The organism is Mycobacterium hubeiense (assembly GCF_002838065.1).
Classification (GTDB): domain Bacteria; phylum Actinomycetota; class Actinomycetes; order Mycobacteriales; family Mycobacteriaceae; genus Mycobacterium; species Mycobacterium hubeiense.
Genome location: NZ_PIZU01000029.1, coordinates 1 through 14,023, shown reverse-complemented (window position 1 = coordinate 14,023; position 14,023 = coordinate 1). Strand labels below are relative to the sequence as shown.

The window sequence follows — 14,023 nt, the reverse complement described above, 5'->3', positions numbered from 1 at the left end:
AGATAAAAGTAACGTCACTTTCAGTTCTGCTGCCCTCGAGCCCTTGGAGCTGCTCATGGAATCGTTCATTCACCTGCGCAAAGGCAAGACACCGAAACGCCTGCACGCCGATCTCGACGGGCTCAAGGACGACGAGCTGGGCCGCGGGGGGTTCACCGGCCGCACCGCGACCATGTATCGCCGCAACGATCCGACGACCTACCGCTCGGAGGGACCGCTGCGCCCGATCGACGTGCTCTCCTCCGAACTGAAGCCCGCCGATGCCACCGACGCCGCCGGCGGGCCGCTGCTGCTGTTCTCCAACCCCGACTGCCGGATCTCGCTGTCGCGGCGCACCGAGGCGATGCCGTTCTTCGTCCGCTACGTCGACGGCGATCTGCTGTCGTTCGTGCACAAGGGCTCGGGCCTGCTGGAGACGGAATTCGGCCCGCTGCGCTACCGCGAGGGCGACTGGGTGTACATCCCGAAAGCGTGCACGTGGCGCCAGCTGCCGGACGCCGAGAGCACGCTGCTGATGATCGAAGCCACCGACGAGTTCCGGGTTCCGCCGCCGGGTGCGCTCGGCCGGCACTTCCCGTTCGACCCGTCGCAGGCGGTGATCCCGGAGCCCGCGCCGCTCGACGATGACGGCTGCGACGAGTATCCCGTCCGCCTGATCCACTCCCCGATCGACGGTGTCGGCACGACAACGCTGTATTACCCACACAATCCGCTGGATGTCGAAGGCTGGCGCGGCGACAACTTCGCGTTCACCTTCAATATCGCCGACTACAACGTCGTCACCTCCGACAGCGTGCACCTACCGCCGACGGTGCATCTGTTCATGCAGGCGACGGGCGTGTATGTGATGAACTTCCTGCCCAAGCCGGCCGAGGGCGTGCCCGGCACCGAGCGCACACCGTGGTATCACCGCAACGTCGACTACGACGAGATCGCGTTCTTTCACGGCGGCTCGCTCTACGGCATCCCGATGCCGCCCGGCCTGATTTCCCATGCGCCGCAAGGCGTTCACCACGGCGCGCCGGAGAAGGCCCGCGAGCGTGCCCGCCGAAAGTTCGACGAGTACGACAAGGTTGACTGGCAGGTCATTGCGATCGACACGCGTCGCCGGCTGACACCGTCGGCCGAAGTTTTGGCGAACGATCTGGGGCAGCACTGATGAGCACGGCCGTCAAGCACGAGTACGACCGCATCCCGTATCTGGTTGCCTACCAGAATGATTCACGGGTGCGCGACGTCTACGGCAGCGTGGCGGAGCTGGTGGTGCTGGAGAGCTATCTGCTCAAGCCGAAGACCAAGCCGAGTGACACCGTGCTGGTGTTCATGCACCCGATCGGCGGCGGCGCATACCTGCCGATGATCAACGGGCTGGCCCGCGCCGGTCACCACGTCATCTACTGCAACAGCCGCTTCCGCGGCACCGATTCGGCACTGTTGATGGAGAAGGTGGTGCAGGATCTCGGCGAGTGCATCAAGGACGCCAAGAACAGGCTCGGCTATTCCAAGGTGGTGCTGGCCGGCTGGAGCGGCGGCGGGTCGCTGTCGATGTTCTATCAGCAGCAGGCCCAGCACCCGACGGTCACCGCCAGCCCGTCCGGCGACGGGCCCGACCTGACGAAGCTGGGATTGATCCCCGCCGACGGCATCATGCTGCTGGCCGCGCACATCAGTCGCCACGGCACGCTGACCGAGTGGCTGGATGCCTCGATCCTCGACGAGTCCGACCCGGCCAAGCGGGATCCGGAGCTGGACCTCTACAACCCGGACAACCCGAATCAGCCGCCGTACAGCCAGGAGTTCCTGGACCGCTACCGGCAGGCGCAGATCAACCGCAACCGGCGAATCACCAAGTGGGTCAAAGAGAAACTAGCCGACCTGAAGGCGCAGGGCCGCCCCGATGACGAGTTCGCGTTCGTCGTGCACGGCACCATGGCCGACCCGCGGTGGCTGGACCCGACGGTCGATCCCAACGAACGCACACCGGGAAGCTGCTATCTGGGCGATCCTCAAGTGGTGAACATGAGCCCGGTCGGGCTGGCCCGGTTCTGCACGCTGCGCAGCTGGTTGTCGCAATGGAGCTACGACGACGCCAACGGCGACGGCGTGACCTGCGGCCGCGATATCGCCGTGCCGGCATTGGTGATCGGCAATCTCGCCGACGACGCGTGCACGCCCAGCCACACCCGTCGACTGTTCGAGGCGATCGGGCATCCCGACAAGGAGATGCACGAGATCCCCGGCGCCAACCATTACTACGCGGGCCCCGACCAGCGCGACAAGCTGCGTGAAGCGGTCGGTATCGTGACCGATTGGCTGACCCGCCATGACTTTGCGAGCTGCCCATGACTAACGGTGCACTTGACGGCATCCGGGTGATCGAGATCGGCACGCTGATCTCGGGACCGTTCGCGGGCCGGCTGCTCGGTGACATGGGTGCCGAGGTCATCAAGATCGAGCTGCCCGGCGCGCCGGATCCGTTGCGCACCTGGGGGCAGGCCGAACTCGACGGGCATCACTTCTTCTGGACGGTGCACGCCCGCAACAAGAAAGCTGTCACCCTCGACCTGCGCACCGACCGTGGCCGCGAGCTCTTTCTGGAGCTGGTCGAGCGCTGCGACATCATCGTCGAGAACTTCCGGCCCGGCACGCTGGAGAAATGGAACCTCGGCTACGACGCGCTGAAGGCCCGCAACAAGGGCATCATCCTGGTCCGGGTGTCGGGCTACGGGCAGACCGGTCCGGACGCGCACAAAGCCGGCTACGCGTCGGCCGCCGAGGCCGCCAGCGGGCTGCGTCACCTCAACGGCTTCCCCGGCGGTCCGCCGCCGCGGCTGGCACTTTCACTCGGCGACTCCCTGGCCGGGATGTTCGCCGCGCAAGGTGCGCTGGCGGCGCTGTACCGACGCTCCGTCACCGGCGAGGGCCAAGTAGTGGACGCTGCGCTGACCGAATCCTGTTTGGCCATCCAGGAATCCACCATCCCCGATTACGACGTCGGCGGGGTGGTCCGCGGCCCTTCGGGCACCCGGCTGGAGGGCATCGCCCCGTCGAACATCTACCGCAGCGCCGACGGCAGCTGGGTGGTGATCGCCGCGAACCAGGACACCGTGTTCCGCCGGCTGTGCCAAGCGATGGGCCGTCCCGAGCTGGCGACCGACGACCGGTTCGCCACCCATGTCGCGCGGGGCCGCAACCAAGACGAGCTGGACAAGATCATCGGCGACTGGGCCGCCGATCGCGCGCCCACTGAGATCATCGAAACACTCTCTGCCGCAGGGGTTATCGCGGGTCCGATCAACACCGTCGCCGAGGTGGTCGAGGACCCGCAATTGCGCGCCCGCGGCATGCTCGCCGAGCACTGGGACGAGCGCGTCTCGCGCAACGTCCTCGGACCCGGCATCGTGCCCGTGCTGACCGAATCGCCAGGCAGCATCCGCAATGCCGGTCCCGCGCGCCCCGGCCAGCACAACGACGAGGTCTACATCGGGCTGCTCGGCAAGACCGCCGAGGAGCTGGAGCGGCTGCGCACCGAGGGGGTGCTATGACAGAACTGCCGAAAAAGGTTGATATCAGGGAAGTCTCGCTGCGAGACGGGCTGCAGATCGAAAAGCCGATCTCGACCGCCGCCAAGCTCGAACTGCTCGAAGCGGTGGTCGCCACCGGGGTGCGCGAGGTGGAGGCGACGGCATTCGTGTCGCCGTCTAAGGTGCCTGCGCTCGCCGACGCCGCCGAGCTGGCCGCCGAGCTGACGCGGTTCGACAACGTAGAGTTCTCGGCACTGGTGGCCAGCGCCAACGGCGCCAAACGCGCTCTGGCCGCGGGGCTGCGATCGATCGAATACGTGGTGTCGGCGGCCGACGGGCACAGCCACGCCAACGTCGGACGCTCCAGCGCCGAAGCCACCGCTCAGATCGCCGACATCGTCGCGATCGCCCACGACAGCGGAGCGACCGTCGAAGTCATCATCGCCACCGCGTGGGACTGCCCGTTCGACGGGCCCACCCCGCCGCAGCGGGTACTCGACATCGTCGACCGCTCAGTCGAATCCGGCGTGGACCGGCTGGCGGTCGCCGACACCATCGGCACCACCACGCCGCGCCGCGTCAGTGATCTGATCGCGCAGGTGCGACCCCGCATCGGCGACATCCCGTTCGGCGCGCACTTCCACAACACCCGCGGCGCCGGGCTGGCCAGTGCCTACGCCGCCGTCAGCTCCGGGGTGACCCGGCTCGACGCGTCCGTCGGCGGGCTGGGCGGCTGCCCGTTCGCGCCAGGGGCCAGCGGCAACATCGCGACTGAAGACCTGGTGTACCTGTTGCGAGACAGTGGAATCGAGGTCGACGTCGACCTGCAGGCCGCGATTGCTGCTGCAGAAGTGGCGCAGCGTGTCGTCGGGCATGAACTGCCGAGCTCGCTGCTGCGTGCCGGTGACCGGATCCTGGGCTGAGCGCGCCGTGGCCGCCGAAACGCTGAGCGCAAAGGGTCAGCAGACCCGGCTGGCGATCGAGCAGGCGGCGCGGAAGCTGTTCGCCGAGCGCGGGTTTCATGGCACGACGCTGGCCGATATCACCTCGGCGGCGGGTAAGTCACCGGCGGTGTTCTACCGCTACTTCACCGACAAGGAAGACCTGCTGGCCGCATTGGCCCAGTCGTTTCTGCACGACGTGGTGGAGCCGTCCGGCCTGAGTGTCCCGCTCGCCGAGTCGCCCGACGACCGCGAGTTCTTTACGTCCGTCGTCACCGGCTACTGGAACATGTTCAAGCAGAACATCGGCATCATGATCGCCGTCGCCCAGCTGGCTGCCACCCAGCGGCGGTTTGCGGCTGTGCAGAACGAGTTTCGCCGCTTCGGGATGGATATCGTCGCCGCGTCGGTGCGCCGCGCGCAGGAGCAGGGTTACGGCCTTGAGCTCAATCCCGAACACACCGCGGCTGCCATCGCGTTGCTGTTCGAGAACTTCACCACCGTGTTCGTCGGCCGTTCAGGCCTCGGGATGGAACTGAGCGACGAGGACGCCATCGCCACCTTGTCGACGATTTGGAAAAAGACGCTCTACGGGTTCTGACGATAGGAGACGCAGTGGATTTCACTCTCCCGGACCACCTTCCGGGACTGCTCGCGGAGATGGACGCCTTCATCGAAGCCGAGATCAAACCGTTGGAGCGCGAGCACATCCAGTACTTCGACCACCGCCGTGAGAACGCCCGCACGGACTGGGACAACGGCGGCATCCCCAAGCGCGAGTGGGAAGATTTGCTCGGCGAGATGCGGCGTCGCGCCGATGCGGCCGGCTGGCTTCGCTACGGACTGCCGTCCCAGTTCGGCGGTCGCGACGGCACCAACATCGATATGGCGGTGATCCGGGAGCACTTGGCGCACAAGGGCCTTGGGCTGCACAACGACCTCCAGGACGAGTCGTCGATCGTCGGCAATTTCCCGCAAGTCATCATGGTGGACCGCTTCGGGACCGAGGCGCAGAAGAAGGAGTGGACCGAGGCGCTGATCACCGGTGAGCGGTCCATGGCGTTCGGCCTCACCGAACCGGGCCACGGGTCGGACGCCACCTGGCTCGAGACACGCGCGGAACGCGACGGCGACGACTGGGTGATCAACGGCGCCAAGCGATTCAACACCGGCGTGCATCGCGCCACCCACGACCTGGTCTTCGCCCGCACCTCCGGCGAGCCTGGCCAGGCCCGGGGCATCACCGCGTTCCTGGTGCCCACCGATGCCCCCGGTTTCACGGTGCCCTACTACTGGTGGACGTTCAACATGCCCACCGACCACGGCGAAGTCGAACTCACCGACGTCCGGGTGCCCGCTGATGCGGTGCTCGGCGAGGTCGACCGGGGCCTCGAAGTCGGTCAAACGTTTCTGCACGAGAACCGGATTCGCCAGGCCGCGAGCAGTTTGGGTGCGGCGCAGTACTGCATCGACCGCGCGGTGGAGTACGCAGGAGAGCGCACGGTTTTCGGCAAACCGCTGGCCGTGAACCAGGCCGTGCAGTGGCCGCTGGTGGAGCTGCAAACCGAGGCGCAGATGGTGCGCCTGCTGGTGTATTACGCGGCATCCGAGTTGGACCGCAACCACCACATGGAAGTCTCGGACAAGGTGTCGATGGCCAACTATCGCGCCAACCGGCTGGTGTGTGAGGCCGCCGACCGTGCGATGCAGGTATTCGGCGGCGTCGGCTACAGCCGTCACCAGCCGTTCGAGCACATCTACCGCCATCACCGCCGATACCGCATCACCGAGGGCGCCGAGGAGATCCAGATCCGCCGGGTTGCCCAGCGGCTGTTCGGTTTTGGCCGCAAGTGAGTGCCGAGCTCGCATCCGCGCTCGCGGATGTGCTGCGCCCGGTGCTCGGCGACGTCGCCGTCGAGAATCTGCACACGCTGACCGGCGGCGCCAGCCGCACCACCTGGGCGTTCGACGCGGTTTCCGATACCCGCCGGGCGCTGATCCTGCGCACGGGCCCACCCGACGATGTGCATGCCGGCATGGAGCTGGAGGCCAGCGTCCAGCAGCGCGCAGCGGCCGCCGGAGCACCCGTCCCGCATATCCTCGCTGCCGACAATTCCCCTGCAGCTCTTGGCAATCCGTACCTGATCTGCGAAGCCATCAGTGGCGAGACGATCGTCCGTAGGATCCATCGCGGGCTCGACGATGCCGGCCGGGACAAGCTCTTGCAGCAGTGCGCGGGGGCGTTGGCCGCCATTCACCGCGCCGACCCGCACGGCATCGGTCTTGCCGAAAGCAATCAGCTGGCCGAATGGCGCGATCGGCTCGACGAGATGGGTGACACCACGGCCACCTTCGAATGGGCGTTTCGGTGGCTGGCCGCGCACCGACCGCCGCCGTCGCCACCGGTGTTGGTACACGGCGACTTTCGGATGGGCAATCTCATCGTCGACGGTTCCGGTTTGGCCGCGGTGCTGGATTGGGAGTTGGTGCACATCGGCGAGGCCTACGAGGATCTGGCCTGGTTCTGCATCCGGGCGTGGCGGTTCGGCGCACCCCAGCACCTGGGCGCCGGCGGGCTGGGCAGCGTCGAGGCCTTCCTGTCGGCCTACGAAGCGGCCAGCGGCACCGCCCTCGACCGCGCCGCGTTCCGGTGGTGGCTGACGGTCGCCACGCTGCGGTGGGGCGTCATCTGCCGCTACCAGGCTGAACGACACTTGAGCGGGCAGACCCGGTCGGTCGAATTGGCCGCGATCGGCCGGCGCGTCAGCGAAACGGAATGGGACGTGCTCGATCTGTTGGAGGGAGGCGGACCGCAATGAGCATCTACGGGCGGCCGACGGCGGCCGAACTCGTGGCGGCGGTGGCCGAGTTCCTCGAGACCGACGTGCGCGCCTCGACCGATGGCCAGGTCAATTTCCATGCCCGCGTCGCGGCCAATGCTCTGCGCATCGTCGAGCGCGAATTGACCGCTGAGTCGACGGATGCGGTCGCGACCCTGGCCCGCTTGGGCTATGCCGACGAGGCCCAGCTCGCGGCGGCGATCCGGGCGGGTGAGTTCGACGATCGCGCCGGCGAGCTGCTGCCCGCCCTGCGCGCGATCGTGCGACAACGCCTCGCGGTCGCCCACCCCGGCTACGACGAGCCATAGCCCGCGGGAAGGCCTCGTTACAGCCGTCGCACCCGCGCGAGCCACGCCGGCTCGTCGACGCGGGAACCCACCGGCAGACCGACCGCCTCGGCCTGGGCCTCCTGCACTACCCCGCGATAGATCGCGGTGTCCAAGGCTTCCAGCTCCCAGCCGTCGGTGAACGCCTCCCGGATGTCGGCTTCACTGACCTGCGGGCCGAGGCCGCGGCCCGCGTCGGACAGCGCCAAGACGTGCACCACCCCGCCGGGCCGGCACGCAGTGTGCAGGCTGCGAACATAGCGGGCGCGGTCGGCGTCGTCGAAAATGTGGAACAACGCGCTGTCAACGACGGTCTGGTAGCCGGGCTCGGTGCCGAGCCTCAGCGCGTCGGCGACCTCGAACCGCGCATCGACCCCCTTGGCGGCCGCGTTCTCCCGCGCCTGCGCGACGGCATGCGGCGCGAAGTCGATCCCGAGCACGTCATAGCCCAGCCGGGTGAGCATGATCGTGTGCTCGCCGGCGCCGCAGCCGACGTCGAGCACCTTGCTGCGGATCCAGCCGGCGCGTTCCAGCTCGACGATCGCAGGCTGCGGTTCGCCGATCACCCACGGCGCCGTTCTGGATTCATAGGCTTCGTTGAACAGAGACAATGACGGTGTGGCATCCATGAGCGCAGTCTGTTACCTGAACTGCGCTTGAGGTCAACACCGCAGTGAGGAGCATCCATGCCCGCCGTCGAGGCCGACGCGATCGCCGACGTCGCCGATCGCCTGTTCGAGGCCATTGAGCACAGCGACACCGCCATGCTCGACGAGCTGTGGAACGACGACGTCGTGGTGTGGAAGACCGGTGACCGCGAGCGCGACAAGGAGCGGGCGTTGCGGGTCCTGCACTGGTTCATCAACGCCACCACCGAGCGGCGCTACGAAATCCTGGACCGGCAGTTGTTTGACGACGGCTTCGTCCAGCAGCACATTCTGCACGCCCGCGGCCGCGACGGCGGATCGATCTCCATGCGGGTCTGCATCGTGATCAAGTTGGGGCCCAACGGGCTGATCAGCCGCATCGACGAGTATTTCGACCCCGCAGAGATAGCCCCGCTGCTCGGGTCGGCGAATTCACCCCGGAGGTGACATGGCAAGCGTTCAAGAACTTCTCAACAGCTCCGAGACGACGGGGGTGTGGAACCTGGTCCCCGACCGCTCCACGGTCGGCTTCAGGGCCAAGTCCATGTGGGGCGCGATGCCGGTCAAGGGCCGATTCAGCGAGATCAGCGGTGACGGGCAGGTCACCGGTAGCGGGGCCGTGTTCGGACGCGTGGACATCCGCGCGGCGTCGCTGCGCACCGGGATCAAGAAACGCGATGCCGACCTGATGGCCGCCGACTTCTTCGACGTGGAGAAGTTCCCCGACATCAGCGTGGTGGTGACCGGCGCCGAACCCACCGGACCCGACACCGCGACCCTGCGGGCCGACCTCACCGTCAAGGACGTCACCCGTCCGATCGAGCTTCCGGCCACGGTGAAGCGTCTCGACGACGGATCCATTCAGGTGACCGCTACCACGACGGTCGACCGCACGGATTTCGGTGTCACCGGCAACATGCTCGGCATGGTCGGCAAGACCGTCAAGGCCTTCGGCGATCTGGTCTTCATCCGCGCCAAGGAGTGACCGAGCGGCACAACAGGATTCACCGCCGCGGCGAGTTACTTCGACGCGCACACGTTGAGATTGCGCGCAGGGTTGCGCAGCCGGCGAATTCACAACCCTGGCTGCAATTTCGACGGCGGACGGACCCGACGCAGTAGCATCGGCTGCGTGCCCCGCCAGCCCGACGACGCTGACGCGCCGCTGCGCATCCTGGTCTATAGCGACAATCCCCGCACCCGCGAAGCCGTTCAGCTGGCGCTGGGCAAGCGGATTCACCCCGAGCTGCCGGAACTGAGCTACGTCGACGTCGCCACCGGACCGATGGTGATCAAGCAGATGGACGAGGGCGGATTCGATCTGGCCATTCTCGACGGCGAGGCCACTCCAACGGGGGGGATGGGAATCGCCAAGCAGCTCAAGGACGAGATCGCCGACTGCCCACCGATCCTGGTGCTCACGGGCCGCCCGGACGACGCCTGGCTGGCCAAGTGGTCACTTGCCGAAGCGGCGGTTCCGCATCCAATCGACCCGATCCGGTTGTGCGACGCGGTTCTATCCCTGCTGCGCCCGCAATCGCAGTAGCCGCGCAATCCACATCTGCGTGAATTTCCCTGTCGCCGTTGGCGGTTCGCGGCACGACGACATGACGGCGGGCTGCCAATCGCGATACTAACCAAAATGTGTGGCGTGCTCCCCAAACATCGCTAGGCTGTGTGTTAGCTCACATCGACAGCCCACGAGGGAGCGCTTGCACGGTATGGATTTGTACACGCCAATCCTGGTGCTCGGCGCGATCGCGGCTGCCTTCGCGGTGGTCTCGGTGGGTATCGCCCTCGTCATCGGGCCGCGCCGGTACAACCAGTCCAAGCTGGAGGCCTACGAATGCGGCATCGAACCGATGCCGCAGGCCGCCACCGCGCACGCGGCCGGTCAGCGATTCCCGATCAAGTACTACCTGACGGCGATGTTGTTCATCGTGTTCGACATCGAGATCGTCTTCCTCTACCCGTGGGCGGTTGCGTTCGACAGCCTCGGGGTATTCGCGCTGGTGGAGATGCTGCTGTTCATGGCCACCGTGTTCGTGGCGTATGCCTACGTGTGGCGGCGGGGAGGCCTCAATTGGGACTAGAGGAACGTCTGCCGGGAGGAATTCTGCTGTCCACCGTCGAGAAGGTGGCCGGCTACGTGCGCAAAGGTNATGGCCACCGTGTTCGTGGCGTATGCCTACGTGTGGCGGCGGGGAGGCCTCAATTGGGACTAGAGGAACGTCTGCCGGGAGGAATTCTGCTGTCCACCGTCGAGAAGGTGGCCGGCTACGTGCGCAAAGGTTCGCTGTGGCCGGCGACGTTCGGGCTGGCCTGCTGCGCGATCGAGATGATGTCGACGGCGTCGCCGCGATTCGACATCGCCCGGTTCGGCATGGAGCGGTTCTCGGCGACGCCGCGGCAGGCCGACCTGATGATCGTCGCGGGCCGGGTCAGCCAGAAGATGGCGCCGGTGCTGCGCCAGATCTACGACCAGATGGTCGAACCCAAGTGGGTGCTCGCGATGGGCGTCTGCGCCTCCTCGGGCGGCATGTTCAATAACTACGCGGTCGTTCAGGGTGTCGACCACGTGGTGCCGGTGGACATCTATCTGCCGGGCTGCCCGCCACGACCGGAAATGCTGCTGCACGCGATCCTGAAGCTGCACGACAAGATTCAGGAGATGCCGCTGGGCGTCAACCGGGAAGAAGCGATCCGCGAAGCCGAAGCGGCGGCGCTGGCGGTCCCGCCGACCATCGAGCTCAAAGGTTTGCTGCGGTGATGAGCCACTCGGGCGAAGAACAGACGGCGCGGATGAGCCACTCGGGCGAAGAACAGACGGCGCGGATGAGCCACTCGGGCGAAGAACAGACGGCGCGGATGAGCCACTCGGGCGAAGAACAGACGGCGCGGATGAGCCACTCGGGCGAAGAACAGACGGCGCGGATGAGCCACTCGGGCGAAGAACAGACGGCGCGGATGAGCCACTCGGGCGAAGAACAGACGGCGCGGATGAGCCACTCGGGCGAAGAACAGACGGCGCGGATGAGCCACTCGGGCGAAGAACAGACGGCGCGGATGAGCCACTCGGGCGAAGAACAGACGGCGCGGATGAGCCACTCGGGCGAAGAACAGACGGCGCGGATGAGCCACTCGGGCGAAGAACAGACGGCGCGGATGAGCCACTCGGGCGAAGAACAGACGGCGCGGATGAGCCACTCGGGCGAAGAACAGACGGCGCGGATGAGCCACTCGGGCGAAGAACAGACGGCGCGGATGAGCCACTCGGGCGAAGAACAGACGGCGCGGATGAGCCACTCGGGCGAAGAACAGACGGCGCGGATGAGCCACTCGGGCGAAGAACAGACGGCGCGGATGAGCCACTCGGGCGAAGAACAGACGGCGCGGATGAGCGCGGACGACGGCAAGGACCAGGAAGTCATCGACGTCCGGCGCGGAATGTTCGGGGCCCTCGGCACCGGTGACACCTCGGGCTACGGACGGCTGGTGCGCCCCGTCGCGCTGCCGGGCAGTTCGCCGCGCCCGTACGGCGGCTATTTCGACGAGGTGGTCGACCGGCTGCAGGCCGTCATCGGTGACGACGCATTCACCGCGGCGATCGAGCGGGTGGTGGTGTACCGCGGGGAGCTGACGCTGGAGGTCCGTCGCGAGCACCTGCCGACGGTGGCCCGAGCGCTGCGCGACGATGCGCAGTTGCGGTTCGAACTGTGCCTGGGCGTCAGCGGTGTGCACTACCCCAATGAATCCGGCCGCGAACTGCATGCCGTGTATCCGCTGCTGTCGATCACGCACAACCGCCGGATACGAGTGGAAGTCGCGGCCCCCGATGGCGATCCGCACATCCCGTCGTTGTTCGATGTGTATCCGACCACCGACTGGCACGAGCGCGAAACCTACGACTTCTTCGGCATCGTGTTCGACGGCCATCCGTCGCTGACCCGCATCGAAATGCCCGACGACTGGGAGGGGCATCCGCAACGCAAGGACTATCCCCTGGGCGGCATCCCGGTGGAATACCACGGCGCGCAGATCCCACCGCCCGATCAGCGGAGGGCCTATAACTGATGAGCGACAACACCTCTGGGCCCGGCGCTGACGCCGGCGAGACCGTCATCACCCTGGGCGGCCAGGACTGGGATCAGATCGTGGCGGCCGCCCGGGAAAGCGCCGAAGCACAGGCAGGCGAACGGATTGTGGTCAACATGGGTCCCCAGCATCCGTCCACCCACGGAGTGCTGCGACTGATCCTGGAGATCGAAGGCGAGACGGTCACCGAAGCCCGTTGCGGTATCGGCTATCTGCACACCGGCATCGAGAAGAACCTCGAGTACCGCAACTGGACTCAGGGCGTCACATTCGTCACCCGGATGGACTATCTGTCACCGTTTTTCAACGAGACCGCCTACTGCCTCGGCGTCGAGAAGCTTCTCGACATCACCGACGCGATTCCCGAGCGCGCCAGCGTGATCCGGGTGATGCTGATGGAGCTGAACCGTATCTCGTCGCATCTGGTCGCCCTCGCCACCGGCGGGATGGAGCTCGGTGCGATGAGCGCGATGTTCTACGGCTTCCGCGAACGCGAAGAGATTCTGCGCGTGTTCGAGACCATCACCGGGCTGCGGATGAACCACGCCTACATCCGCCCCGGCGGGCTGGCCGCCGACCTGCCCGACGAGGCCATCGCCCAGATCCGTGACCTGCTGAAGCTGCTGCCAAAACGGTTGCGCGACTTGGAGGATCTTCTCAACGAGAACTACATCTGGAAGGCGCGCACGCAGGGCATCGGTTATCTCGACCTGACCGGCTGTATCGCTCTGGGCATCACCGGCCCCGTGCTGCGCTCAACCGGGCTGCCGCACGATCTGCGCAAGTCCCAACCCTATTGCGGCTACGAGCAATACGACTTCGACGTCATCACCGACCAGGGCTGCGACGCCTATGGCCGCTACCTGATCCGGGTCAAGGAGATGCACGAATCCATCAAAATCGTCGAACAGTGCCTCGATGCGCTGGCGCCCGGGCCGGTGATGATCGAGGACAAGAAGCTGGCCTGGCCTGCCGATTTGAAGCTCGGCCCCGACGGGCTGGGCAATTCGCCCGAACACATCGCGCGCATCATGGGTCACTCGATGGAGGGCCTGATCCACCACTTCAAGTTGGTCACCGAAGGCATCCGGGTGCCGGCCGGCCAGGTCTACATCGCGGTGGAATCGCCGCGCGGCGAGCTGGGCGTGCACATGGTGTCCGACGGCGGCACCCGCCCGTACCGCGTGCACTACCGCGATCCGTCATTCACCAATCTGCAAGCGGTGGCCGCGATGTGCGAAGGCGGCATGGTCGCCGACGTGATCTCGGCGGTGGCGTCGATTGATCCGGTCATGGGCGGGGTGGACAGATGACGGTGTTTCTCGAACTCGGGCAGCGCCCAGACGAACCCGGTCCGCCGATCAGCGGACCGGCCTCATACCCGGCCGAGGTGGCGCAGCGACTCGCGGCGGATGCGCAGCAGATCATCGCCCGCTACCCGCAGCCCCGGTCCGCATTGCTTCCGCTGCTGCATCTGGTGCAGGCCGAGGACGGCTACCTCACCCCGGCCGGAATCAAGTTCTGCGCAAGCCAACTCGGGCTGACCGACGCCGAGGTCACCGCCGTCGCCACGTTCTATTCGATGTACCGGCGCACCCCGACCGGGCAATACCTCGTCGGTGTCTGCACCAACACCCTGTGCGCGATCAT

The 14,023-nt window shown here is 66.5% G+C and carries 17 protein-coding genes; 16 read left to right on the top strand and 1 reads right to left on the bottom strand.

What is annotated here, in order from left to right:
- Positions 1-55 precede the first annotated feature (55 nt).
- The 8 genes from CWS39_RS20020 to CWS39_RS19985 are packed head-to-tail and all read left to right on the top strand — an operon-like array spanning position 56 to position 7,613.
- Complete coding sequence (locus CWS39_RS20020) at positions 56-1,159, top strand: homogentisate 1,2-dioxygenase (protein WP_102144716.1); 1,104 nt, start codon at positions 56-58, stop codon at positions 1,157-1,159.
- Entirely contained in the window at positions 1,159-2,346 is a 1,188-nt protein-coding gene (locus CWS39_RS20015) for an alpha/beta hydrolase family protein (protein ID WP_102144672.1), read from the top strand. Before CWS39_RS20020 ends, CWS39_RS20015 begins: the two co-directional genes overlap by 1 nt.
- A complete protein-coding gene (locus CWS39_RS20010; protein WP_102144671.1) occupies positions 2,343-3,545 on the top strand; it encodes a CaiB/BaiF CoA transferase family protein in 1,203 nt (400 codons plus the stop codon). The genes CWS39_RS20015 and CWS39_RS20010 overlap by 4 nt, the downstream gene beginning before the upstream one ends.
- Positions 3,542-4,447 carry a hydroxymethylglutaryl-CoA lyase gene (locus CWS39_RS20005; protein ID WP_102144670.1) on the top strand — a complete coding sequence of 302 codons (906 nt, stop codon included), beginning with the start codon at positions 3,542-3,544 and terminating at the stop codon, positions 4,445-4,447. Before CWS39_RS20010 ends, CWS39_RS20005 begins: the two co-directional genes overlap by 4 nt.
- A 7-nt stretch (positions 4,448-4,454) precedes the next feature.
- Positions 4,455-5,066 carry a TetR/AcrR family transcriptional regulator gene (locus CWS39_RS20000; RefSeq protein ID WP_199178218.1) on the top strand — a complete coding sequence of 204 codons (612 nt, stop codon included), beginning with the start codon at positions 4,455-4,457 and terminating at the stop codon, positions 5,064-5,066.
- A 14-nt stretch (positions 5,067-5,080) separates the two neighbouring features.
- Positions 5,081-6,319, top strand: coding sequence for an acyl-CoA dehydrogenase family protein (locus tag CWS39_RS19995; RefSeq protein ID WP_102144668.1), 1,239 nt, complete (start codon positions 5,081-5,083; stop codon positions 6,317-6,319).
- On the top strand, positions 6,316-7,284 hold the full coding sequence (locus tag CWS39_RS19990; protein WP_102144667.1) for a phosphotransferase family protein: 969 nt from the start codon (positions 6,316-6,318) through the stop codon (positions 7,282-7,284). The genes CWS39_RS19995 and CWS39_RS19990 overlap by 4 nt, the downstream gene beginning before the upstream one ends.
- Positions 7,281-7,613 (top strand): DUF6285 domain-containing protein, encoded by a 333-nt coding sequence (locus CWS39_RS19985; protein WP_102144666.1) that lies wholly within the window; start codon positions 7,281-7,283, stop codon positions 7,611-7,613. The genes CWS39_RS19990 and CWS39_RS19985 overlap by 4 nt, the downstream gene beginning before the upstream one ends.
- Before the next feature lie 17 nt (positions 7,614-7,630).
- Here the strand turns inward: CWS39_RS19985 and CWS39_RS19980 are convergent, their stop codons facing one another.
- Entirely contained in the window at positions 7,631-8,260 is a 630-nt protein-coding gene (locus CWS39_RS19980; protein ID WP_102144665.1) for a class I SAM-dependent methyltransferase, read from the bottom strand.
- A gap of 57 nt (positions 8,261-8,317) precedes the next feature.
- Here CWS39_RS19980 and CWS39_RS19975 point away from each other — a divergent pair, with 57 nt between their 5' ends.
- The 8 genes from CWS39_RS19975 to CWS39_RS19940 all read left to right on the top strand — a co-directional run.
- Positions 8,318-8,725: a nuclear transport factor 2 family protein gene (locus tag CWS39_RS19975; protein ID WP_102144664.1), complete on the top strand. Its 408-nt coding sequence runs from the start codon at positions 8,318-8,320 to the stop codon at positions 8,723-8,725.
- Position 8,726: 1 nt separating this feature from the next.
- Positions 8,727-9,263: a YceI family protein gene (locus CWS39_RS19970; RefSeq protein ID WP_102144663.1), complete on the top strand. Its 537-nt coding sequence runs from the start codon at positions 8,727-8,729 to the stop codon at positions 9,261-9,263.
- 147 nt (positions 9,264-9,410) lie between these two features.
- Positions 9,411-9,824 (top strand): Rv3143 family two-component system response regulator, encoded by a 414-nt coding sequence (locus CWS39_RS19965; RefSeq protein ID WP_102144662.1) that lies wholly within the window; start codon positions 9,411-9,413, stop codon positions 9,822-9,824.
- 175 nt (positions 9,825-9,999) lie between these two features.
- On the top strand, positions 10,000-10,371 hold the full coding sequence (locus CWS39_RS19960) for an NADH-quinone oxidoreductase subunit A (RefSeq protein WP_102144661.1): 372 nt from the start codon (positions 10,000-10,002) through the stop codon (positions 10,369-10,371).
- Positions 10,372-10,493: 122 nt separating this feature from the next.
- A complete protein-coding gene (locus CWS39_RS19955; protein WP_102144660.1) occupies positions 10,494-11,048 on the top strand; it encodes a NuoB/complex I 20 kDa subunit family protein in 555 nt (184 codons plus the stop codon).
- 626 nt (positions 11,049-11,674) lie between these two features.
- A complete protein-coding gene (locus CWS39_RS19950; RefSeq protein WP_233213600.1) occupies positions 11,675-12,352 on the top strand; it encodes an NADH-quinone oxidoreductase subunit C in 678 nt (225 codons plus the stop codon).
- Positions 12,352-13,686, top strand: coding sequence for an NADH dehydrogenase (quinone) subunit D (gene nuoD / locus CWS39_RS19945; protein WP_102144659.1), 1,335 nt, complete (start codon positions 12,352-12,354; stop codon positions 13,684-13,686). The genes CWS39_RS19950 and nuoD overlap by 1 nt, the downstream gene beginning before the upstream one ends.
- Positions 13,683-14,023, top strand: a 341-nt coding sequence (locus tag CWS39_RS19940; RefSeq protein WP_199178213.1) for an NAD(P)H-dependent oxidoreductase subunit E, incomplete at its 3' end; no start/stop codon positions are given. The genes nuoD and CWS39_RS19940, both read left to right, overlap by 4 nt.

Bases quoted from the DNA above. Each gene is read 5' to 3' on its own strand.
- CWS39_RS20015 (WP_102144672.1), top strand. From the start codon at position 1,159: ATGAGCACGGCCGTCAAGCACGAGTACGACCGCATCCCGTATCTGGTT.
- CWS39_RS19980 (WP_102144665.1), bottom strand. From the start codon at position 8,260: ATGGATGCCACACCGTCATTGTCTCTGTTCAACGAAGCCTATGAATCC.
- CWS39_RS19960 (WP_102144661.1), top strand. From the start codon at position 10,000: ATGGATTTGTACACGCCAATCCTGGTGCTCGGCGCGATCGCGGCTGCC.
- nuoD (WP_102144659.1), top strand. From the start codon at position 12,352: ATGAGCGACAACACCTCTGGGCCCGGCGCTGACGCCGGCGAGACCGTC.
- CWS39_RS19975 (WP_102144664.1), top strand. From the start codon at position 8,318: ATGCCCGCCGTCGAGGCCGACGCGATCGCCGACGTCGCCGATCGCCTG.
- CWS39_RS20005 (WP_102144670.1), top strand. From the start codon at position 3,542: ATGACAGAACTGCCGAAAAAGGTTGATATCAGGGAAGTCTCGCTGCGA.
- CWS39_RS19970 (WP_102144663.1), top strand. From the start codon at position 8,727: ATGGCAAGCGTTCAAGAACTTCTCAACAGCTCCGAGACGACGGGGGTG.
- CWS39_RS19985 (WP_102144666.1), top strand. From the start codon at position 7,281: ATGAGCATCTACGGGCGGCCGACGGCGGCCGAACTCGTGGCGGCGGTG.
- CWS39_RS20010 (WP_102144671.1), top strand. From the start codon at position 2,343: ATGACTAACGGTGCACTTGACGGCATCCGGGTGATCGAGATCGGCACG.
- CWS39_RS20020 (WP_102144716.1), top strand. From the start codon at position 56: ATGGAATCGTTCATTCACCTGCGCAAAGGCAAGACACCGAAACGCCTG.
- CWS39_RS19950 (WP_233213600.1), top strand. From the start codon at position 11,675: ATGAGCGCGGACGACGGCAAGGACCAGGAAGTCATCGACGTCCGGCGC.